Annotated in this window: 21 protein-coding genes; 7 read left to right on the top strand and 14 right to left on the bottom strand. The window is 64.3% G+C overall.

Annotated features, from left to right (window positions below; all coding sequences use genetic code 11):
- The 3 genes from ABID26_RS12200 to ABID26_RS12210 all read right to left on the bottom strand — a co-directional run bounded on the left by ABID26_RS12200 (nt 1) and on the right by ABID26_RS12210 (nt 3,818).
- A complete protein-coding gene (locus tag ABID26_RS12200; RefSeq protein WP_292303195.1) occupies nt 1-474 on the bottom strand; it encodes a DUF3828 domain-containing protein in 474 nt (157 codons plus the stop codon).
- Between the two features lie 99 nt (nt 475-573).
- The gene (locus ABID26_RS12205; protein ID WP_292303196.1) at nt 574-2,223 is read right to left on the bottom strand and encodes an ABC transporter substrate-binding protein; all 1,650 of its coding nucleotides are present in this window, start codon (nt 2,221-2,223) and stop codon (nt 574-576) included.
- Nucleotides 2,224-2,267: 44 nt separating this feature from the next.
- Nucleotides 2,268-3,818, bottom strand: coding sequence for a trimethylamine methyltransferase family protein (locus ABID26_RS12210; RefSeq protein ID WP_292303197.1), 1,551 nt, complete (start codon nt 3,816-3,818; stop codon nt 2,268-2,270).
- Between the two features lie 90 nt (nt 3,819-3,908).
- On the opposite strand from ABID26_RS12210, the gene ABID26_RS12215 reads away from it, so the two are divergent.
- Both ABID26_RS12215 and mutL read left to right on the top strand, forming a co-directional pair.
- A complete protein-coding gene (locus ABID26_RS12215; RefSeq protein ID WP_292303198.1) occupies nt 3,909-4,811 on the top strand; it encodes a LysR substrate-binding domain-containing protein in 903 nt (300 codons plus the stop codon).
- 396 nt (nt 4,812-5,207) lie between these two features.
- Nucleotides 5,208-7,082, top strand: a complete 1,875-nt coding sequence (gene mutL / locus ABID26_RS12220) for a DNA mismatch repair endonuclease MutL (protein ID WP_354415539.1) — start codon at nt 5,208-5,210, stop codon at nt 7,080-7,082.
- 38 nt (nt 7,083-7,120) lie between these two features.
- Here the strand turns inward: mutL and ABID26_RS12225 are convergent, their stop codons facing one another.
- Together ABID26_RS12225 and ABID26_RS12230 are read right to left on the bottom strand one after the other, a co-directional pair.
- Nucleotides 7,121-7,867 carry a hypothetical protein gene (locus tag ABID26_RS12225; protein ID WP_189521190.1) on the bottom strand — a complete coding sequence of 249 codons (747 nt, stop codon included), beginning with the start codon at nt 7,865-7,867 and terminating at the stop codon, nt 7,121-7,123.
- Nucleotides 7,868-7,997: 130 nt separating this feature from the next.
- On the bottom strand, nt 7,998-8,891 hold the full coding sequence (locus ABID26_RS12230; RefSeq protein ID WP_126100010.1) for a DMT family transporter: 894 nt from the start codon (nt 8,889-8,891) through the stop codon (nt 7,998-8,000).
- Nucleotides 8,892-8,981: 90 nt separating this feature from the next.
- On the opposite strand from ABID26_RS12230, the gene ABID26_RS12235 reads away from it, so the two are divergent.
- On the top strand, nt 8,982-9,908 hold the full coding sequence (locus ABID26_RS12235; protein WP_126100009.1) for a LysR substrate-binding domain-containing protein: 927 nt from the start codon (nt 8,982-8,984) through the stop codon (nt 9,906-9,908).
- A gap of 12 nt (nt 9,909-9,920) precedes the next feature.
- On the opposite strand, the gene ABID26_RS12240 is transcribed toward ABID26_RS12235, so the two are convergent.
- Complete coding sequence (locus ABID26_RS12240) at nt 9,921-10,520, bottom strand: hypothetical protein (RefSeq protein ID WP_126100008.1); 600 nt, start codon at nt 10,518-10,520, stop codon at nt 9,921-9,923.
- 115 nt (nt 10,521-10,635) lie between these two features.
- Between ABID26_RS12240 and ABID26_RS12245 the strand changes: the two genes are divergently transcribed.
- Nucleotides 10,636-10,869 carry a DUF2093 domain-containing protein gene (locus ABID26_RS12245; protein ID WP_126102695.1) on the top strand — a complete coding sequence of 78 codons (234 nt, stop codon included), beginning with the start codon at nt 10,636-10,638 and terminating at the stop codon, nt 10,867-10,869.
- 228 nt (nt 10,870-11,097) lie between these two features.
- Here the strand turns inward: ABID26_RS12245 and lpxK are convergent, their stop codons facing one another.
- The 6 genes from lpxK to ABID26_RS12275 all read right to left on the bottom strand — a co-directional run bounded on the left by lpxK (nt 11,098) and on the right by ABID26_RS12275 (nt 16,744).
- A complete protein-coding gene (lpxK, locus tag ABID26_RS12250; protein WP_292343719.1) occupies nt 11,098-12,126 on the bottom strand; it encodes a tetraacyldisaccharide 4'-kinase in 1,029 nt (342 codons plus the stop codon).
- A 62-nt stretch (nt 12,127-12,188) separates the two neighbouring features.
- Entirely contained in the window at nt 12,189-13,505 is a 1,317-nt protein-coding gene (waaA, locus tag ABID26_RS12255; RefSeq protein ID WP_126100007.1) for a lipid IV(A) 3-deoxy-D-manno-octulosonic acid transferase, read from the bottom strand.
- Nucleotides 13,502-14,278: a lysophospholipid acyltransferase family protein gene (locus tag ABID26_RS12260; RefSeq protein WP_292343721.1), complete on the bottom strand. Its 777-nt coding sequence runs from the start codon at nt 14,276-14,278 to the stop codon at nt 13,502-13,504. The genes waaA and ABID26_RS12260 overlap by 4 nt, the downstream gene beginning before the upstream one ends.
- A gap of 5 nt (nt 14,279-14,283) precedes the next feature.
- Entirely contained in the window at nt 14,284-14,529 is a 246-nt protein-coding gene (locus ABID26_RS12265; protein WP_040973997.1) for a DUF4170 domain-containing protein, read from the bottom strand.
- A gap of 75 nt (nt 14,530-14,604) precedes the next feature.
- Nucleotides 14,605-15,414, bottom strand: a complete 810-nt coding sequence (locus ABID26_RS12270) for a 3'(2'),5'-bisphosphate nucleotidase CysQ (protein WP_292340140.1) — start codon at nt 15,412-15,414, stop codon at nt 14,605-14,607.
- Nucleotides 15,401-16,744, bottom strand: coding sequence for a TldD/PmbA family protein (locus tag ABID26_RS12275; RefSeq protein WP_292343723.1), 1,344 nt, complete (start codon nt 16,742-16,744; stop codon nt 15,401-15,403). The genes ABID26_RS12270 and ABID26_RS12275 overlap by 14 nt, the downstream gene beginning before the upstream one ends.
- 191 nt (nt 16,745-16,935) lie before the next feature.
- Between ABID26_RS12275 and ABID26_RS12280 the strand changes: the two genes are divergently transcribed.
- On the top strand, nt 16,936-17,352 hold the full coding sequence (locus tag ABID26_RS12280) for a VOC family protein (RefSeq protein ID WP_292343725.1): 417 nt from the start codon (nt 16,936-16,938) through the stop codon (nt 17,350-17,352).
- A 164-nt stretch (nt 17,353-17,516) separates the two neighbouring features.
- Here the strand turns inward: ABID26_RS12280 and epmA are convergent, their stop codons facing one another.
- On the bottom strand, nt 17,517-18,560 hold the full coding sequence (epmA, locus tag ABID26_RS12285) for an EF-P lysine aminoacylase EpmA (RefSeq protein WP_292343727.1): 1,044 nt from the start codon (nt 18,558-18,560) through the stop codon (nt 17,517-17,519).
- A gap of 120 nt (nt 18,561-18,680) precedes the next feature.
- On the opposite strand from epmA, the gene efp reads away from it, so the two are divergent.
- Nucleotides 18,681-19,259, top strand: a complete 579-nt coding sequence (efp, locus tag ABID26_RS12290; protein WP_354415591.1) for an elongation factor P — start codon at nt 18,681-18,683, stop codon at nt 19,257-19,259.
- Nucleotides 19,260-19,503: 244 nt separating this feature from the next.
- Here the strand turns inward: efp and ABID26_RS12295 are convergent, their stop codons facing one another.
- Nucleotides 19,504-20,475 (bottom strand): LysR substrate-binding domain-containing protein, encoded by a 972-nt coding sequence (locus tag ABID26_RS12295; RefSeq protein WP_126100000.1) that lies wholly within the window; start codon nt 20,473-20,475, stop codon nt 19,504-19,506.
- Nucleotides 20,476-20,610: 135 nt separating this feature from the next.
- Here ABID26_RS12295 and ABID26_RS12300 point away from each other — a divergent pair, with 135 nt between their 5' ends.
- Complete coding sequence (locus tag ABID26_RS12300) at nt 20,611-21,582, top strand: ABC transporter substrate-binding protein (protein ID WP_126099999.1); 972 nt, start codon at nt 20,611-20,613, stop codon at nt 21,580-21,582.
- Nucleotides 21,583-21,586 lie beyond the last annotated feature (4 nt).

The following is a 21,586-nucleotide window of genomic DNA, read 5'->3' on the forward strand; positions in this document are numbered from 1 at the left end:
TCACTCCGTCGAGGAGCCGCATCCCAGCGCGCTGAGCGTCCAGTCGCTGGTCTTGGAGGTGATGTCGGCGATCTTCCACTTGCCGTCCACTTTCTTCAGCGACCACACCATTTCGCGTTTGGAGTCATCGCCTTCCGGGAAAAGATTGAAGCTTGCCGTCACCTCGGCGGTATCGCCATTGACGGTCTCGGCAAGCTTCAGCGTCTTCGACACGGTCTTCTGGTCGAAATCCTGGGCGTCGAGGCCAGGGTCGAAATCGATGCAGGATACCTCGTCGGGCTTCTCCTTCTGTGCCTTGTCGTTGAGCTCGAAGAGTTTTGTCACCGGCTCGGTGAAGCGGTCACGGTATTTCGCGTCCGCCTCGAACTTCACTTCAGGCACATAGAAGAACTTCACAGCTTTGGAGGCCGGCCCGGCAAGTGCTGCGGCGGGCAAGGCGATCGACATGGCGGCGGCCAGCACTATCGGTCTCATGCAGGATCTCCGGATGTTCGGCGGCGCGGTGGCGAGATCGCCACCACGCATCCTGCATATCGGCTTTTTCGCGGCGCATGAAGTCCTTGCGCTGCCGTCTCAGGCTTCAAGCCAGACGTTCTGGAAGTCCATCTCGTAGGTCTGGTGCATTGAGTAGTTCTTCACCTTCTTGTTCATGTGGCAGTAGAGCTTCTGCCAGAACGGCTGGATGATGACGCCGGAATCCTGCAGGATCTGCTCGACGTCCTTCATCACCTCCTTGCGCTTGGCGACGTCGATCTGCGACAGCGCCTCCTTGAGCTTGGCGTCGAAGTCAGGGTTCGAGAACGCGGTCTCGTTCCAGGCCTCGCCGGAGCGGTAGCCCAGCGCCAGCACCTGCACGCCGAGCGGGCGCATGTACCAGATGGTCATGGAATAGGGGTATTTCGTCCAGTCGTTCCAGAAGGTCGAGCCCGGCAGCACCGTGCGCTTCACCTTGATGCCGGCATCGCGCAGCTGGCCGGCGATCGCGTCGCCGGTGTTCTTCTGCCATTCGTCCTCGACCGTGATCAGCTCGTGCTCGAAATCGGCTTGGCCTGCCTCCGCCATCAGCTTCTTGGCGCCGGCCGCATCGCGGGTCTTCTTGGGCAGCGGGTAGTACTCGGGATGGATCGGGCTGACGTGATGGTTCTCACCAACCGTGCCCCGCCCGGCGTAGCCGAGCTGCATGACTTGGTTGTTGTCGACGGCCATCTGCAGCGCGTTGCGCACCCGCTGATCGTCATAGGGCTTGTGGGTGATGTTGGTGCGGGCAACCAGCGTGGTTGCCGTCGCGACCTCCGATTTCACCAGATCCATCTTGTCGAGGGGGTCGATGAAGTCGGCCGGCGTTTCGAAATCGAGGTCGATCTCACCGGAATCGAAGGCATTCAGCGTGGCGTTGAAGTCGGTGCCGTAGTCGATGAACTCCACCCCGTCGAGCGGCGCTTCGCCACCCCACCACTTGCCGTTCTCGCGGCGCTTGACGACCGCCTTCTGGCCGACGTCGTAGGATACCAGCTCGAAAGCTCCGGTACCGATCGGCTTCTTGATCGGATCGGCGCCATCCTTGTCGAAGTCGCGATGCACGACGAGCGCCGGATAGTCGGTGAAGCCGGGTATGATCGCGATATCGGCTTCGTTGAGCTTCAGCTTGACGGTCAGGTCATCGACCTTGGTGATTGCGCCATCCCTTGCCTTGCCGGTCTTGGCGTCGACCAGCGCGCCGACGCGGGCCGCCATGGAATTGCCGGAAGCCCCCTTCTCGCACCAGCGGTTCAGGTTGAAGACCACGTCATCGGCGTTGAAGGCATCGCCGTTGTTCCAGGTGACGCCCTTGCGCAGATGCAATGTGTATTCGGTGGCGTCGTCATTGACGTCCCAGCTCTCGAGCAGCACCGGCTCGAAGGTGAACTGGTGCGTGTAGCGGACGAGCGGCTCCAGCCAGGTACGGGTGACGTTCGCCATCTCCGTCCAGTCATAGGTGCGCGGATCCTTCTGCGCCTTGACCGACATCGAGACATGCAGCGTTCCGCCTTTCTTCGGCTCGTCGGCTAGCGCCTTGGTCGGCGCGGCAAGGCCGATCATGCCGTAGGCGAAAGCCGTCGATGCGCCGAAGGCGCTGGCCAGAGCCAGGAATTCGCGCCGGTCGACGCGGCCTGCACGTGCCTCTTCCGCCATCGCCTCGATGGCGGCGGGGACTCGATCACCGTTGCTTTTGAAGATTGTCATTTTCATTCTCCCATTGGTTCCGTCGGGTCTTTGCCCGTTTTCTCTCAACTAACGCTGTCCGGCAGTTTTTCCTCACGCCGCGCGATAAAATCTGCGAGAGCCTCGGCGACGCCCTCGTCCAGCTTCGGCTCCTGGTAGTCGGCGAGCATGTTGCGCGCCTTTTCGAGGCCGCGCGTGTCGTGATCCTTGGCGCCTTCGGCGCTCCATTGCTCGAAGGAGTTGAAGTCCATGATGCTCGGCATGAAGAAGGCGCGCTCGAAATGCTCGAGCGTGTGCTGCGTGCCGAGGAAATGCCCCTGCGGGCCGACCTCGCGGATCGCCGCCATCGCTTCCTTGAAATCGTCGAAGGGGACGCCGCCGGCATATTTGTACCAGCCGACGAGCTGCTCGCAGTCGGTGGCGAATTTCGAGTAGCCGCAGGTGAGACCGGCCTCGAGCCAGCCGGCCGAATGCCAGATGTAGTTGGCGCCGGCGAGGATCGCGGCATGCATCAGCATGTTCGCCTCGTAGCCCGCCTGGGCGTCGTTGAGCTTGGAGCCGACATGGAAGCCGGACGTACGCCACGGCAATTTGTATTTCCGCGCCAGCGCGCCCATCAGATACATCATCTGGGCAGCCTCCGGCGTGCCGCCCATCGGCGCGCCGGTCTTCATGTCGACCGTCACCATGAACTGACCGTAGATCTGCGGCGAGCCCGGGCGGATGAGCTGGGTCAGGGCTACGCCGGCAAGTGCCTCGGCGTTGACCTGCGCCACCGCGCCGACGGCGGAAGCCGAGGTCGAGGCGCCGCACAGCGCGAAAGGCGCCAGGATCAGCGGCTGATTGTGGCTCGCATAGACCCGCATGGCGTCGATCATGGTGGCGTCCCACACCAGTGGCGAATTACAGTTGGTGATCGCCACCAGCACAGGGTTGTCGCGCACGAACTCCTCGCCGAAGACGATGCCAGCCATCGCCATCGTGTCCTCGGCGCGCTCCTTCGATGTCACGATGCCCATGAACGGCTTGTCGGAATGCTTCAGCGCCGAGTGTATGATGTGGAGGTGCCGCTTCGGCACCGCGATTTCCATCGGTTCGCAGATGACCGAGCTCGATGAATGCAGCGCCGGCGCCATATAGGCGAGCTTGTGGAAATTGTTGAGGTCGGTAAGCGTGCCGTAGCGCCGCTTGTTGTCGAGGTCGCGGATATAGGGCGCGCCATACATCGGCACGAAGATCGAGTTCTTGCCGCCGACGCGCACCGTGCGCTCGGGGTTGCGGGCATTGAGCGTGAACTCCGGCGGGACTTTCGAGACCAGTTCCATCAGCAGCGCGCGGTCGATGCGAACACGCGTCTCCCTGACATCGGCGCCGGCCGCCTTCCAGAGCGCGATTGCCCCGTCGTCGCGGAATTCGCAGCCCACCTCCTCGAGGATTTTGAGCGACTCCTCGTGGATCAGCTCCACCGCCTCGTCGGGAACGAGCTCGTAAACCGGAATCTGCCGGACAAGCGTCGGAAACGACGCAACCGGTGCGCTTCTCAGCGCCTTGCGCCCAAGACGGCCGCCGCCGCGGCGGTGGGTCGGTTCGATCGTTTCAGCGGCCGGTGCGTTCATGGGGTCTCCTTCTTCCCGCCCCGCCAAGTTAGCGAGACGAAATATGGCTGTGACGCTGGAAAATCCTGATCTCTTGTATAAGCTGCACTTATGCGAAGCCTACGACACCTCCTGCCCTCGGCAGGCAGCCTTATCGTCTTCGAAGCGGCGGGCCGGCTGTCCAGCTTCACCGCAGCCGGGCGCGAGCTCGGCATGACGCAGGCGGCCGTTTCCTATGCGGTGCGCGGGCTGGAGGAACAGCTCGGCGCCAAGCTGTTCCAGCGCCGCCACCGGCAGGTGCTCCTGACGGAAGCGGGTGAGCGCTTCCATGCCGACGTTTCGCTGGGCTTGTCGCATATCCGCAAGTCGGCCGAGGACCTTCGCCTGCAGGTGAGCGGCGGTCATGTGACGCTTGCCGCCTCGACCGCATTCGGTTCCTTCTGGATGATGCCGCGCCTGCAGCAGTTCCGCGACGCGCTGCCCGGCATTGATCTGCGCATCCAGACGGCCGACCGCGACCTCGACATCATCGCCGAAGGCATCCCGCTCGGCGTGCGCGGCGGCGTGCCGGGACACTGGCCGGATTATCATTCGCTGCCGCTCTCCGACGAGGAGATCTTTCCGGTCGCGGGCCCCAGCTATCTAGCCAAGTTTGGCCGGCCGGAGACCGTCTCGGAACTCGCCACGCACCGGCTCATCCATCTCGAGGAGCCCTACCGCGAGGCCCCGAATTGGGACGAATGGTTCGCTTCGGCCGGAACCAGTCTGCACAATGCCGAGCGCGGCCTGCGCATCAACGACTATGCCTTGGTGATCCAGGCGGTCATGGAGGGGCAAGGCATCTCGCTCGGCTGGCGGCATCTGGTCGAGCGGCTGGTGGCATCGGGCCTGCTTGTGCCGGTGACCGACCATGTGATGAGGACCGGCATCGGGTTTTACGTCATCTGGCCGAAGAACCGCGAGCTCAGCGACAACGCGCGCAAAGTAAGGGACTGGCTGGTCGCGCAGGCGTGAGTGTTCGACCGCGTTTGGCACCACGAGGCAGCGAAAATATCGATTTATATGGTCAAACCACGAATATATAGCAGGTAAAATAGAAAAACTGTTAGAGATATAGAGATAGCCGTCCACACAGAAAACCAAAGTATTCTAGCTGTTTGGCTTTTTCGTTTCTGTATCCATCGACCGAACTTTATCATTATGAAATCTAGTATGATATCCAAAATACTCCCTCCAGATTCCACACAAATCCTCCCATCACACGTAGGGCGCAAGCTTATCCGCTTCAATAACACCCTCACCCTACGCATCTTAGCGGGACAGAGGGCGCGCGAAGGAACGCGACGCTAGCTGTTGCCAACGCCATTCTCCCCCTCCCCCACGCCGTTCGAATCCGCCTATAATCGCCGCATGCCCATCCGCCAGCTTTCCGAAACGATGATCAACCAGATCGCCGCCGGCGAGGTCATCGAGCGTCCGGCGAGCGTGGTGAAGGAACTGGTCGAGAACGCGCTCGACGCAGGCGCATCCCGTGTCGAGATCGTCACCGCCGGTGGCGGGCTCTCGCTTATCCGCGTCACCGACGACGGCTCAGGCATTCCCGAGCGCGAGCTGGCGCTAGCGGTCGCCCGCCACTGCACCTCGAAGCTTTCCGACGATATCCACGACATCCGTTCGCTGGGGTTCCGCGGCGAGGCGCTGCCCTCGATCGGCTCGGTGGCGCGGCTGTCGATCCGCTCGCGCACGGCAAGAGGCGACAGCGCGGCCGAGATCGGCATCGACGGCGGCCGCGTCTCGGCGGTGAAGCCGGCGGCGGCCAATCGGGGCACAACTGTGGAAGTGCGCGACCTGTTCTTCGCCACGCCCGCACGGCTCAAATTCATGAAGGGCGAGCGCGCCGAAAGCTCGGCCACCAGCGACGTGGTGAAGCGCATCGCCATCGCCTTCCCTTCGGTGCGTTTCACGCTCGCCGGCTCCGACCGTTCGACGCTGGAACTTCTGGCGACCGGCGACACGCCGGAAGGCCGGCTCGCCCGCGTCGCGCAAGTGATGGGCAAGGACTTTCCCGACAATGCCATTGCCATCGATGCCATGCGCGACGGCGTGCATCTTGCCGGCCACGTCTCGATCCCGTCCTACACGCGCGCCAATGCGCTGCAGCAATATGCCTATGTCAACGGCCGGCCGGTGCGCGACAAGCTGATTGCCGGCGCGATCCGCGGCGCTTTCGCCGACGTTTTGCCGCGCGACCGGCACGCGGTGACGGTGCTTTTCCTGTCGCTCGATCCGGCGACGGTCGACGTCAACGTGCACCCGGCCAAGGCGGATGTGCGCTTCCGCGATCCGGGCCTGGTGCGCGGGCTGATCGTCGGCGCCATCCGCGAGGCACTGGCCGGCGCCGGCATCCGCGCCGCGACAACCGGAGCGACCGGCATGATGGCGGCGTTCCGGCCGGGCGCGGCGCCCTACGCGCATCCTGGACCGGCCGCCGGACACCGCAGCTACGAGGCGGCCTACCACGCCTCAGGCTCCAGCGGTTTCGACCCCTCGCGCTCGCCGCACCGACCGCTCGATATGGGCTACAGCGAGATGTGGCCGCAGCGAAACGGCTTCGCCGAGAGCGAGCAAGCCGCCTTCGACACCGGACCGCTTGCCAGCGCCGACACGCGTGCCGGCACAGCCGAGCCGGCCGAAGCGCTGCTCGGCATGGTGCTGGGCGCGGCGCGCGCGCAGGTACACGAGAACTACATCGTCGCCCAGACCAGGGATTCGCTTGTCATCGTCGACCAGCATGCCGCGCATGAGCGGCTGGTCTACGAGGCGCTGAAGAACGCGCTGCATTCGCGCGCCGTGCCTTCGCAGATGCTGCTTTTGCCTGAGATCGTCGACCTGCCGGAAGAAGACGCGGAGCGGCTGGCAATGCATTCGCAGACGCTCGCCAAATTCGGACTTGGCCTGGAACGCTTCGGCCCTGGGGCGGTCGCGGTGCGCGAGACGCCCTCGATGCTCGGCGAGACCAATGTGCAGCAACTGGTGCGCGACCTCGCCGACGAGATCGCCGACAACGACACGGTCGAGACGCTGAAGGAAAGGCTGGACAAGATCGCTGCCACCATGGCCTGCCACGGCTCGGTGCGCTCAGGCCGCTTGCTCAAGGCCGAGGAGATGAACGCGCTGCTGCGCCAGATGGAGGCGACGCCCGGATCCGGCACCTGCAACCACGGCCGCCCGACCTATATCGAGCTCAAGCTCGCCGATATCGAACGGCTGTTCGGGCGGCGGTGAGCATCTCGTTGCGCAACAGCGGGGCTGGCGGCTGAATATCATTTCTTCAGATGGTATTTTTTTGACTTCGGGTTGAGGACATACTCGTCCGCGTCTGCGAATTTGCCACCGCCAAAATCTACTGAAATGATGCCCTTGCCTCCCTCCACCCATTTTTGCACGTTCATATAAATGGGCGTCGTCGACATACCGGCGTTGCAGTCCGGATCGTCGAAGCCGATCTCCTGAACGACTTTCTGTTTCTTCTTGTTGATCACCTGCATTTTCGTCATGCAGATACCGGCGTTGGTTTTCGTGTAGACGCCGGCAAAACGGTCGATAGCGGTCTCGGCCCAAAAGGGAATCTCGAAGTTTCCGACGATTTTTCCCTCGCCGGTGTTGTCCAGGGTCGCCACCTTTTTCAGCGTGACCGGAAATTTGTCCGTGCCCTTGCTCCAGGTCCCTGTCGCGCCGCTCTCGCCGAGATCGAGAGACAATGGACATCCGGTGGTGTCGACGGGAATCTTCGATCCCATCACCAACACGCGTTGAAATTCCTTGTCGTCTGCGATCTCGCACAAGGTGAGCTTTGGGCCATCAGCCTTGCCGTAGATCGCGATGGGGCTCTGCTTCGCGTCGTAGAAATAGCTTCCTTCGACAGTGATGCCGCTGCCGAAGCTGGCATATCTCTGCAGGGAGAGATGGACCGGGTTTGGTCCGATCGATCCTTCGTAGTTTTCCACCTGGTACCAGCCCGCGAATGCCTTTTGGCTTAGCAGCAGCAAACAGCCAACCGCGGCGATCAACCCTCTTCGCATCCCGAACCCCTCCGTCAAGCCGGATCAAGATAGCTTGCCTCATGCGAGCATCAAGAGCTGACGACTGACGAGGTGCAACTTACCAATTTGAGTCGGAAAACAGTCGCAAACCTCTGATTTACCGCTTCAAATTCACCACGATCACGCCGCCCAGCGCCAGCGCGCCGCCGAGGATGCCGAGCAGTGACGGCACTTCGCCGAGCCAGAAGAAGCCGATCAGGGCGGAGGTCGGCGAGACCAGGTAGAGGAAGTTCGAGGCGCGCGCGGCCGGCAGGCGGGACAGCGCCGTCGCCCAGGCGGCGTAGGCGATCAGGCTCGGCACGACGCCGAGATAGATGACGGCGCCAAGACCGGCGTTGTCGGCGATAGCAGCCTGACGGAAGGCCTCGGGCAGGAAAGGCGACAGGCAGAGCGCGCCGAGCACCATGTTCGAAGCGGCGATCGTCAGCGGATGATGGCGGGCAAAGAGCGGCTTCTGGACGATGGTGTTGACGGCCGAGCAAAGCGCCGAACCCAGCACCAGCAGCGCGCCGGCGTTGAAATGCAGGCCGTGTCCGTCGGCGACCGCGATGATGCCGATGCCGGTAAACGAGATCACCGTGCCTAGCCAAGCCAGACGCGAGAAGCGCTCGCCGAGCAGCGCCATGGCCATGATTGCCGTGAAGATCGGGCTGACATTGATGATGAAGCCGGCGGCGCCGGCCGAGACGGTCAGCTCGCCGAAATTGAGCATGGCGGTGTAGAGCGCGACGAAGATGGCGCCGCCGAAGCCGAAGCGCCAGAGCTCGTCGATCCTCGGCAGCGCCGGGCGCTTGACCGCGAGGAAGATCGCTGCCGGCACGGCCGCGATGGCGAAGCGAAGCGCGCCCAACTCCAGCGGCTGGAAGGCGGCAAGGCCGGCGCGGATCGCCGGGAAGGCAGAGGCCCAGCCAACGACCGTCAGCGCCACCGCGACTGCAGCGGCGGTATCCATGCGCTGTGTCTCATTCAACGTGCCGGTATAAGCGCTCATTGTCGAATCCTCGTCTTCCAGTGCCATGAAGACAGAAAACGCCATTGCCGGCCGATTGACAAACGAGCAATTCGAGGGTCAGCTGTGAGCATGGATCACAGCTCAAACCAGATGTTGCCGTTGGAGACCTTGCGCGCCTTCGATGCGGCGGCGCGCACCGGGAGCTTTTCCGCCGCGGCCGAAAAGCTCAACCTCACCCATGGCGCGGTGAGCCGCCAGATCGCCAAGCTGGAGGACTGGCTGGGGCTCAAGGTGTTCGAGCGCAACGCGCGCGGCGTGACACTGACCAATGAGGGCAACCGGCTGCATCTGAGGACCACCGAGGCCTTCGCGCTGATCTCGGTCAATTCCGACCGGTGGGTCGAGCCGCGCGGCACCGCCGTGGTGCGGCTGGCCTCGATTCCCTCGGTCAGCGGGCTGTGGCTGATGCCGCGCATGGCGGCGCTGGAAAACAGCCCGACCCGGCTGCGCATCGTGCTCGATGTCGACAACCGCCAGGCAGACCTTGCCGACGAAGGCATCGACCTCTCGGTGCGTTGCGGACGCGGCCGCATTCCGGGCCGCGTCTCGGTGCAGCTTTTCGAGGAGCACATTTTTCCGATCGCGTCGCCGGAACTGGCGAAGGAGATTGGCCAAGGCGACCCGGCGCGGCTGCTCAAATTCCCGCTGATTAACGATTCCGACGCATCCGGCTGGCGCGCCTGGCTCGCGGCGCAGGACGTCGACTACCGCCCGCGCCCGCAGGACCGGCGCTTCGAGGACTATAATCTCGTGCTTGACGCCGCGGCGCACGGCTTGGGCGTCGCGCTGGCGCGACCGCCGCTGACGCAGGACCAGCTCAAATCCGGACGAATCGTCGCCGTCGACGAGCGCGTCGCGCTCAACCCGGTGTCTTACTGGCTCGACCGACCGGTCGGGCGGCCCCGCGCCGCCGCGGCCGATCTTGCCAGGCGCATTGCCGAACAAGCCGGGCTGGCGCCGGAAAAGCTCGAGGCCTTCCTGCAGGACGACGAGTAGGGTCGGTCGGACTCAGCGAAGCAGCAGCAGCACGATCGTGGTGGTCGCAGCAGAGACGATGGCCGTCACGATCGATATCATCCATAGCGACGGCTGGCCGGATTGAGATCGCGGAGCATGGCCTGTCGGCCGGGCCGACGCACCCCGCCGTTGCGCCGCGTTGGCGTTGGCCGCAACCAGCACCCCGGCAGCATTGGACGGGGAGAACGAAGACGGCGGCGGGGCCGCCGCGGCCCTGGCAGTGTCGGCCGCGACCGCCGGTTGCGCCTCAGCCACCATTCGCGAAGGCTGATCGGTATCAGCCGCCGGCCTACGTGCCAGGGTCCTCGGCGCAGCAGACTCCTTGCCGGCATCCGGTTCCATGACGGCCCTGTAGGCATTCTCGATCTCGGCGGAGGACAGGCGCTGGGACGATTGAGCAGGCGGCCTGGCCAGGGAGCCGTTCAGCGCCTGCGCGGCGAACTGCGCCGATTGCACCGTTTCGGGCGCCGGCGGCTGGACGAGCGCCTTGACCAGCGCGGCGGTCGCCGGGTCGGGCCTGGCCGACGGCACGGCCTGCGGGGTGAGCGCCTCCTTCAGCAGGGACGTCATGCTGGCATTGGCGATGTCCATGGCGCTTCCTGACAACCATTGTGCCGGCACAGCAATATTACATGAGCATTGCGCCAAGCTTGACCTTGCCCGCGATTTGTGGCGATTGAACCCACATGAACCCAAGCGTCATTCCATGATGAACCGTTTTGAAGGCCCCGGCGGCAAGGAAGCACGCATCCGCTATCTCGACGGCGACTTCCAGGTGACGAGCCCCGGCGCGTTCGTGCGCTGCGCGGTGACCGGCGAAAGCATTCCGCTGGACGAGCTCAAATATTGGAGCGTCGCTAGGCAGGAGCCTTATGTGAACGCTACCGCGTCTCTGCGCCGCGAGATCGAGGTGCATCCGGAGATGCGCAAGCGGGGGTAATTTATTGCGCTGAAGATCGCAGCGTCGCGTTCCTTCGCGCCCTTCTCTGTCCTGCCGGACATCTCCCCCTCAAGGGAAGATTGGCAGCTTCGGCGCCCCCCTCAATACTGCGCCTTTGGCGCTTGGCGAAAGCCGCGGTGACGTCCAATGTCCCCCTTGTGGGGGAGATGGCCGGCAGGCCAGAGGGGGGTGCTGTCCCGCCGGCGTCGACCGGTCACGCCCCGAACATTACCCCCGCATCTTCCGCAGCCGCCACGCATCCAGCGTCTCGTCGATGATGCGCTCCGGCACATGGTCGAGCTCGAACACGGCCTCGATGTCCAGCACGTCGAGCTGATCGAGGAAGCCGGCTGGTGCCGTGCCGTGGCGGAGCCGCGCGGTGTCCTTGGCGGTGGTTACAAGGCGCAGCCCCTCGCGCCGAGCAAGCGCCGCAAGATCGGCGAGCTCGTCCGCGGCGTAGAAATGATGGTCAGGAAAGGCGCGCGACAGCGCGACCTCGCCGCCGGCGCCGCGCACCGTGTCGAAGAATTTTTCCGGATGGCCGATGCCGGCGAAGGCGAGGAATCGGCCGCCGGCGAAGCGCGCCGGGTTCGCCGGCTCGACATGCGCCAGGAAGATCGGCCGGCCGGCGCGCGCCGCCTGGCGCACCACCGTATCGGCAGCGCTCCCCTCGCCCATCTTCAGCAATGCGCTGGTGAAGACCAGCTGGTCGACGACCTTGGCCCTGAGCGGTCCGCCCGGAATGACGCGGCCGTTGCCGACGCCGAAGCGCGCATCGACCACGACCAGCGCGTAGTCGATATGGATGCGCGCCGACTGGAAGCCGTCATCCATGATCAGGAAATCGCAGCCATGCTCTTCCATCAGCAGCCTGGCGCCGGCGGCGCGGTCGGCCGTTACGGCCACCGGCGCGTGCTCGGCAAGCAGCAGCGGCTCATCGCCGACATGCTTGGCGGCGTCGTGATGGGCGTCGACGACATGCGGCTTGGCGAAGGAGCCGCCATGGCCGCGCGACAGGAAGCCGGGCGAAAGCTGCATGCGCTTTGCCTGTTTCGCCAGCGCGATGGCGACCGGCGTCTTGCCGCTGCCGCCGACGGTGAAATTGCCGACGCAGAGCACAGGTGCTGCGACCTTCTCGCGTGGCGCGTGGCGCATGCGGCGGCCCGCAACCATCCCGTAGACCGCCGACACCGGCGACAACGCCAGCACCCGCCAGTCCGGCTTTTCCCACCAGAAAGGGGGCGCTTCGCTGGTCATGACGCCACATCCATGGCGCATGGTCCCTTCCAAAAATCGGGTGCGATTTTTGGGGCCATGCGCTAACGCCCGTTGGCGCCTTTCAGGCGCGCCTTGACGACCAGCGGCTGGATGTAAGGCTCGAGCGATTTCAGCGTGCGCTGAAGCGCGCCGCGCATCTCGTCGACGGTCGCGGCACCCGCCGCCATCATCTCGTGGCGCGCCGCCTCGTTGGTCAAAAGGAAATTGACGGCGCCGGCAAGCATGTCGCGGTCGCGCACCAGCTTGGCGCCGCCGCGGTCGAGCAGGCGCTGATAGGCCTCGCGGAAATTCTGCACGTTGCGGCCGGCAAGCACGGCCGTGTCGAGCATCGCCGGCTCCAGCGGGTTCTGGCCGCCTTGCGAGGTCAGCGAGCGGCCGACGAAGGCGATCTCGGTCAGCCTGAGATAGAGACCCATCTCGCCGATCGTGTCGCCGAGCAGGATATCGGTGTCGGGCGTAATGCGATCGCCCTTGCTGCGCCGCGCGACGGTCAACCCCATACCGGTAATCTGCGCGGCTAGCGCGTCGGCACGATCGGGATGGCGCGGCACGACGATGGTCAACAGGCCGGGGTGGCGCCTGTGCAAGGTGGCATGGACTTCCGCGGCGACCACCTCCTCGCCATCATGGGTCGAGGTCGCCGCCCAGGTCGGGCGGTTGCCGATCTGGCGCTGCAGCGTCGCCAGCGCGCGCTCATCGACCGGCGGTGGATTGGTGTCCACCTTGAGATTGCCGGAGACGGTGACCGGCCGGGCGCCGAGGGCGCGGAAGCGCTCGCCGTCGACATCCGACTGGGCAACGACATGGGCCAGGTTCTCGAACAGCGCCTCGGCGACGCTGGCGCGCTTCTTCCACGACCGGAAGGAGCGGTCCGACAGCCGCCCGTTGACCAGGACCTGCGGCACGTTGCGCGCGCCAAGCTCCAGGATGGTCATCGGCCAGATCTCCGATTCGGCAATGATGGCCAATTCCGGCCGCCAGTGATCGAGGAAGCGGCTGACCGCCGGCTTGAGGTCGAGCGGCACATATTGGTGGATGATGCGGCTCCCCAGCCGCTCGTCGGCAACCTTGGCCGAGGTCACCGTGCCGGTCGTCAGCACGACGTTGACGCCGTAGTCGAGGATGCATTCGACCAGCGGCACGACGGCGATCGTCTCGCCGACGCTCGCGGCGTGGATCCAGATCACCGGGCCCTCCGGGCGCGGCCGGCCGGCGACGCCGTAGCGCTCGCGGCGGCGAACGCGGTCTTCCTTGCCGCGCGAGGCGCGCCAGGCGACATAGGGTCCGATCAGCGGATAGGCGGCGGCCCCCGCATAGCGGTAGGCCCCCAGGGCCGCGCGCGCCCAGCGCTCGCTCATTTGTCGCCGTCCACGAGGCGATAGGCCTCGGCCGTCGCGGCGTTGAGGGAAGCGGTAACTTCCTGACGCTTGCGCTCCATCTCGGCGTCGTCGGCATCGGCCGACACGAAGACGGGCGTTCCGACGATGACCGCGGAACGGCCGAACGGCAGGTTGATGGTCGTCTTGTCCCAGCTCTTTTCCAACACCTTGCGGCGGCTGGTGGCGATCGCGGAGGGGAGGATCGGCCGGCCGGACAGCCTGGCCAAAAGCACGATGCCCAGCCCCGCGTCGCGCGGCGTGCCATGCGGGATGTCGGCGATCATAGCGACATTCTTACCGGCGACCAGCGCTTTCTTGAGCGCGATCAAGGCTTTGGCGCCGCCTTTGTCGAGATGCCTCGAACTGTCGCGGCCGCCCGAGCCGCGTACCGCCTCGATGCCGAATTTCTCGATCATCAGCGCGTTGAGCTCGGCATCGGCGCTGCGCGAGACCATGGCGACCAGCGGCCGGCCTTTCGGGTAATAGGCTGGAGTGAGAAGATGCTGGCCGTGCCAGAGCGCGATGATGCCGGGCTCGAGATGCGCATAGGCGCCGCCGGCAACCTGCGTCGATCCCTTGATCAGCGGGCTGGTGATGCGAATCAGGCGCACGAACCAGGCGAACAGGCTGGCGATGAAATTCTTGACGAATCGCGACTGGGCGAGCGGCTCGCGGATGCGGCGCCACAGCGTGCGCGTCCCGCCCCGCCTGGCGGCGCGCCCCGTTGCCCCTTTCACCGCTTCATGCTCCATCGATGTCAACCGGCTGCCTTTGTTTCCGGGTCGAGCAACCGGTGCAGGTGAACGACGAAATAACGCATATGGGCATTATCGACGCTGGCCTGCGCCTTTGCCTTCCAGGCGGCGTGCGCTGATTGATAGTCGGGGTAGATACCGACGATGTCGAGCGCGTCCAGGTCGCGGAACTCGGTTCCACCCAGCTTTTTCAGCTCACCGCCGAACACCAGGTGCAAAAGCTGTTTCTTTCCGTCTTCCACGGCCATGCCGATCCTTCGCAGATTCATGAATTTTGTGAAACGTTTAGACCAAAGCAGCCGGTTTTGGAACTGTGGGCCCGCTCACCCTTCGTCAGCTCCGGCGATGACACCGGCCAGGACGTCGAGCAGCTCGCCGCTGCCGGCGGCGAGCGCGCCGTGGTTGATCACCTCGCCGGCATAACACGGAGGCAGCCCGCCGCGGTCGAACAAGGCGCCGCCCGCTTCTTTCAAGATGAGGTCGGCAGCGGCGATATCCCAATCATGCGCATTGGGCTTGACGAAGGTCGCGTCGATCTTGCCGTTGGCGATCATCGCCAGCCGGTAGGCGAGCGAGGGAATATAAGCGATGCGGCGCAGCCGGCCCTGCCAGGCTTCCGGCATGAGGTCGACCAGCGGTTTTGGTCCGCCGATCTCGACAGTGTCGCCGAGCGGCCGCACATGGATGCGCTTGCCGTTGAGAAAAGCGCCCTCGCCCGGCAGCGCCCAGTAGGTCTCATGCTTTGCCGGGCATTCGAGCACGCCGGCCAGCGAGCGGCCGTCCTCAACCACGGCGACGCTGACGCACCAGGAATGCAGGCCGTCGAGAAAGCCTCGAGTGCCGTCGATCGGATCGACGACGAAGGTGCGGCGGGCCGAAAGCCTGGCATGATCGTCGGCGGTCTCCTCCGACAGCCAGCCGTAATCCGGCCGCGCCTTGAGCAAGGTCTCTCGCAGATAGGCGTCGGCGGCATGATCGGCCTCGCTGACCGGCGAGGTGCCGCCCTTCATCCACACTTGCGGATTGTTGCCGAAATAGCGCATGGCGATCGCCCCGGCCTCGCGGGCCGCATCGCGCAGCAAAGCGAGGTCCTCGCGCGCCCCAGCTGAGATGACCGCGTCAGGCACCGGCAAGGGTCATCCCCTCGATCAGCAGCGTGGGCGCGGCGGTGCCGAAATTGCGGTCGAGGTCGCTTGCCGGCACCATGTTGAGGAACATGGTCTTCAGGTTCGAGGCGATCGTCACCTCGGCCACCGGATAGGCGAGCGCGCCGTTCTCGATCCAGAAGCCGGAGGCGCCGCGGCTGTACTCGCCGGTCACCATGTCGACGCCCTGGCCGAACACCTCGGTGACGTAGAAGCCGCGCTGCAGCGAGGCGATCAGTTCCTCCGGAGCGCGCTCGCCGGGTTCGATGGCGAGATTGGTCGAGGACGGCGAAACCGAAGAGCCGCTGCGCGAGCCGCGGCCGTTGGTGGTAAGGCCGAGCTCGCGCGCGGCCGACGTCGACAGAAACCAGTGGTTGAGCACGCCCTTGTCGACCATCAAAAGCTTCCCACCCTCGACGCCTTCGCCGTCGAAAGGCCGCGAGGCCTGGCCGCGGCGGCGGAGCGGCTCGTCGGTGACGGTGATCGCAGTGGAAGCCACCTGCTTGCCCATCATGTCGCGCAGGAAGCTCGTCTTGCGCGCCACAGCAGCGCCGTTGATGGCGCCGGCGAGATGACCGGCAATGCCGCGCGCCACGCGCGGGTCGAACACGACGTCGACCGGGCCGGTCGCCGCCTTGCGGGCGCCGAGCCTGCGCACCGCGCGCTCGCCGGCCTTGCGGCCAATCTCCTCGGGCGCGTCGAGGTCGGCGAAATGCTGGCGTGAGGAAAATTCATAGTCGCGCTCCATCGCCGTACCCTCGCCGGCGATGACGCTGGTCGAGCGTGAGAAGCATGAGGCGACATACTGGCCAAGGAAGCCATGCGAGGTGGCGAGCACCAGCCCGCCCAGCCCGGCGCTGGCGCCGCTGCCGGCCGAATTGGTCACGCCTTTCACGGCAAGTGCCGCCGCTTCCGCGGCAAGCGCCGCTTCCTTCAACTGATCGGCCGAAACCTCGGTCGGGTCGAAGAGGTCGAGATCGCGCAGATTGCCGGCGAGCAACGCCGGATCGGCGAGACCCTGGAACGGGTCCTCGGGTGAGACTTTCGCCATGGCGACGGCGCGCTCGGCGAGCGCCTTCGGATCGGAAGCGGCGGTTGCCGAAACGCTCGCCACGCGCTGACCGACGAAGACGCGCAGCGAGACATCCTCGCTCTCCGACGATTCGGTGCCTTCGACCTTGCCCAGCCGCACCGACACGCCGGCCGAACGGCCACGCACCGCGACCGCGTCGGCGGCGTCCGCTCCGGCGCGCTTCGCCGCGTCGACAAGCGCTGCGACGCGGTCAGTCAGTTTCGCTGCGTCGAGCGTATCGGTCATGCGGTTAGTCCTGTTTGTTCGAAGCTGTCCGGGAGGCAGATGCTGCACACCATCTATGGATGCTACCGCACCATCTATTGTTCGGCCGCCGCTTGTGCAATGGGCGAAGGCCAATCAGGTTGCCGCGACCGAATCGCCCAAAGCGCCTGGAATGGCCAGCCGCTGCATTATTACCTGTCCGGAGCTCCCGCATGACGCCCTTCCACCTCGCCTTCCCGGTCCGTGATCTCGACGAAACCCGCGTTTTCTATGGCGAGGTGCTTGGCTGCGCGATCGGCCGCTCATCGGCAAGTTGGGTCGATTTCGACCTCTTTGGCCACCAGATGTCGGCGCATTTGCGGCCGCAGCCGGCCGAGGCCGCCCGTGACGGCAAGGTCGACGGCGTCGCGGTGCCGATCCCGCATTTCGGCGCTGTGCTTTTGATGGACGAATGGGAACGGCTCGCCGCGCGGCTCGAAGCCCGCTCCGACATAGATTGGCTGGAACGGCCGATGGTGCGCTTCAAGGGCGAGCCCGGCGAACAGGCGACGCTGTTCATCCGCGACCCATCAGGCAATGCCTTGGAATTCAAGGGTTTCCGCTCGCTGGAGCAGGTGTTCGCGTACTGAGCGACGGATGATCACGAAGGTCGGCGCCGCCCCTCACCCTTACCCTCTCCCCGTGAAGGACGGGGAGAGGGGGGCACCAGCGCTGGAGCGCGTCCCTTCTCCCCGTTCTTCACGGGGAGAAGGTGCCGGCAGGCGGATGAGGGGCAGCGCCGACATCCGCCGCATCACTCGGCCACCGGCGCCCAGATCACATCCTTGATCTTCTGTGCTCCCGTCGCCAGCATCACCAGCCGGTCGAAGCCGAGGGCCGAGCCGCTGGCCTGCGGCATGATTGCAAGGGCTGCTAGAAAATCCTCGTCCAGCGGATAGCGCTCGCCATAGATGCGCTCCTTTTCGTCCATCTCGGCGACGAAGCGGCGGCGCTGCTCGGCCGGATCGGTGAGCTCGCCAAAGGCGTTGGCGAGCTCGACGCCGCAGCAATAGAGCTCGAAGCGCTCGGCAACGCGTGGGTCCGCAGCACTCGGACGGGCAAGGGCCGCCTCCGAGACCGGGTAGCCGTAGAGGATGGTGGCGCGGCCTTGCCCCAGCGCCGGCTCGACCTTTTCCACCATCGCCCGGCTGAACAGGTCGGCCCAATTGTCATCGGGCGCTGTGCGCAGGCCGGCGCGGACCAACGCCTCATGAAGCGCGTCGCGATCGGTGCTGCCGTCGGCGGCGACGGTCGCCAGCAGGTCGATGCCGGCATACGCTAAAAAAGCTTCGGCGACGCTCAACCGCTCCGGCTCGGCGAGCGGGTCGGCCTCGCGGCCACGGAAGCGGAAGCGCTTTGTGCCGGCCTTTTCAGCGGCGAGCGCCAGGAATTCGGCGCAGTCGGCCATCAGACTCCGGTAGGTCTCGCCGACGCGGTACCATTCGAGCATGGTGAATTCGGGATGGTGCAGCGGCCCACGCTCGCGGTTGCGGTAGACCGCGCCCAGGCTGAAGATGCGCTTCTCGCCGGCGGCAAGCAGCTTCTTGCAGGCGAATTCCGGCGATGTGTGGAGATAGAGCGGCTGGCGCGATGCGTCCGGCCCGATCGCCTCGGTGGCGAAGGCGGCCAGATGCGCCTCATTGCCGGGCGAGACCTGCAGCGCCGACGTCGTCACCTCGACGAAATCGCGCGTCGCGAACCAGCTACGCAGGGCATTCGCAATGGCGTTGCGCGCCATCAGCCTTGGCCGGCGATCGGCATGAATATGCGGCGTCCACCAGGGCGAAGCGCCGGTCATGAGCGGGAAAATCGCCGAGAAGACTGGCGGTTCGACGCAAGATGCGCTAGGGCGCACGCGAAGGCCGCCGTCGCCGCTTCATGGGCATAGACGCTTGCAGGCCGAAAAACTCGATTGGGATTGAATATCGAGGTCAAGGTCATCGCCAGCTCCTTACGCAAAGGCAACGTCGTCGATAAGGACGGCAAGCTCTATGTCATCCTCTTTGCCGAAAACATCCACCCTGGCAAGGGCACGCCGGTAACGCAGCTCGACATGCGCCGCATCGGCGACGGCGTGAAGGTTTCGGAGCGCTACCGCACCACCGAAATGGTCGAGCGCGCCTATGTCGAGGAGCGCGAGCACACCTTCCTCTATTCCGACGGCGAAGGCTTCCATTTCATGAACCCGGAAAGCTACGACCAGGTCGTGGCTACGGAAAGCGTGGTCGGCGACATGGCTCCCTACCTGCAGGAAGGCATGGCGGTGCAACTGGCGCAGTTCAACGACGTACCCATCTCGCTGGTGCTGCCACAACGCGCCACTTTCGAGGTGGTGGAGACAGAGCCGGTCACGAAGGGCCAGACCGCGTCCTCGTCCTACAAGCCGGCCGTTCTCTCCAACGGCGTGCGCACGGCCGTGCCGCCGCATATCAGCGCCGGCACGCGCGTGGTGGTGATGACCGCCGACGGCTCCTACGTCGAGCGCGCCAAGGACTGAGGGTTCCGGCCTGATTAGCATGGCCCGCCTGCCAGGTGGGCATCAGCACGGTTTGTCCGCCGTCTGAGTGTGGATTTGACCTAAAGCGGATCTACCTTTGCCGCGACGTTAACGGCAGATTTGCGCCCCACGTCAGCCGTCCGGATTTGCTTTGCGGCTTCCTCAAAGCGGGCACAATGAGCTCCAGTTCCTCAAGTGTGGTTGCGTGACACCGGTCGCAAAGGCGGGTTCGACCGCCGTTACCTCACTCCAATTCAATTGTCCCCTCAATGCCGATCTTCTTCGCAGGGAAGGAACCTTTGATCCAATCCGCGAAGGCCTGGGCGGCAGCGGATGGGATTGAAAGCCGAGGAAGTAGAAGGTGGAAAGCATGACGGACGACTGGCCTGGCGTTGACGGGTTGAATGAGCGTCCCGTTCGCGAGGAATCTCTGAACCAGCGGCGGACCGATCAAGGCAAATCCCTGACCTTCGAGCGCGGCCTGAACCAGGTTCGTATAGGAATTCACGGTTATTCCGGCCTTCGCTCGTGCCAGATCGAGGCCGTGAACGCGTAGCCATGTCGACCACCTGGTATGTTCGTCATATGGACCCTCCAGGTGAATGAGCGGATAGGTCAGGAGTTCGGACGGCTCGAGCATCGTGCCCGCGGGCAGAAATGTGTTCGCGCAGGTAGGACTTATCTCTTGCCGAACAAGGAATGTCGTCTCGGCGTCATCAAACGGTGGGGAGCCGTATCGGATCGCGAGGTCCATGTTGTCCTCGAACTGCAAGTTGCTGTCGGAGACGATAAACCTCAGTTCGATGTCGGGGTGGATCGCCCTGAACTCACCGAGTCTCGGTGATAGCCAATAGGTCATGAAACCCGGCGTGGCGCCAACATTGACGACGTTGGTGTCGGAGCGCCGGCTGATTTCAAGCGTCGCGCGCAGCGCTCGTTCAAGGACCTCGGAGATGGCGCGGTGATACCTCTCTCCTGTCCTTGTCAACCGAACCGAGCGTTGCAGCCGTTCGAACAGCGGCACACCGAGAAATCTCTCCAGGGCATGAATCTGCTGGCTGACGGCGACGCGTGAAACATTCAGTTCCGACGCCGCTTTGGTAAAGCTGAGCTGACGTCCCGCGGCTTCGAAAGTTATAAGAAAATTGGGCGGCGGCAGCTGGTGGCGAAGTTTTTGCATAAAGCCCAGCTTACCCATTGCGTAGGAATTAAGCAACTTGCCAACTGTCCGCCGGGACGTAATCTGGCTTCTGCTTAATAAGCCGAAAAAACACCTGATCGCGCGCCGCGGGGAGGCAGCAATGCCGCTCGCCGCGAATGGTCAGGCACAACTTCGCCAAAGGGGAATGACATGAAATCTCTTCTTGCAGCAATCGGCATGATCGGCGCGAGCTTTTTGGCAGGCGCATCGCCCGCCAGCGCCGCCTGTGGCACTGTGACGATCACCGAAATGAACTGGGCCTCGGCCGCCGTGGTGACCGCCGTTTCGAGCTTCCTGATGGAGCAGGGTTACGGCTGCACGGTGAAGAAGGTGCCGACCTCGACGGTCCCGGCGCTTACTTCGCTTGCCGAAACGGGGCAGCCCGACATTCTGACAGAAGTCTGGCCCGGTGTCGCGGACATCTATTACAAGCTTGAGAAGGAGGGCAAGATCGTCAAGGTCGGCGATGTCCTCACCGACGGCGGCATCGATGCATGGTGGATTCCCGACTATCTCGCGGCGGCCCATCCCGAATTGAAGACGCTTGACGGGATCCTGGCAAACCCGAAGCTTGTGGGCGGCCGGTTCAACAACTGCCCTGTCGGCACGGGCTGCCGCCATTCGAACGACAACCTGGTCAAAGCTTTCGAACTCGAAAAGCACGGAATCGAGATTTTCAATCACGGGTCTCTTGAGACGCTCGCGACATCCATCGCATCGGCCTATGCGGCGAAGGAGCCCTGGTTCGGCTATTACTGGGCTCCGACCAGTGTTCTCGGCAAGTACAAGATGGTCCAAGTCGACATGGGACCTGTCGATAAGGACAAAGCCAAATGCAACGCTACCGCCGATTGCGCGACTCCGGGCAAGACCGGGTGGCCCAAGGCCACGGTCATGACCACGATGTCGAAGGATTTCCACGACAAGAACCCCGAACTGGTTGCTCTCATGAGCAAGGTAAGCTTCAACAACGACACCATGAACGAGCTTCTCGCCTGGCAGGAAGAGAATAAGGCCACCGCCGACGAAACCGCCGTGCACTTCCTGACAAAATACAAAGACGTTTGGCCGAATTGGCTGTCGGAAGACGCCAAAGCGAAGGTCACCGCTGTCGTGCAGTAACGTT

Source organism: Mesorhizobium shonense, assembly GCF_040545255.1.
Lineage (GTDB): Bacteria > Pseudomonadota > Alphaproteobacteria > Rhizobiales > Rhizobiaceae > Mesorhizobium > Mesorhizobium shonense.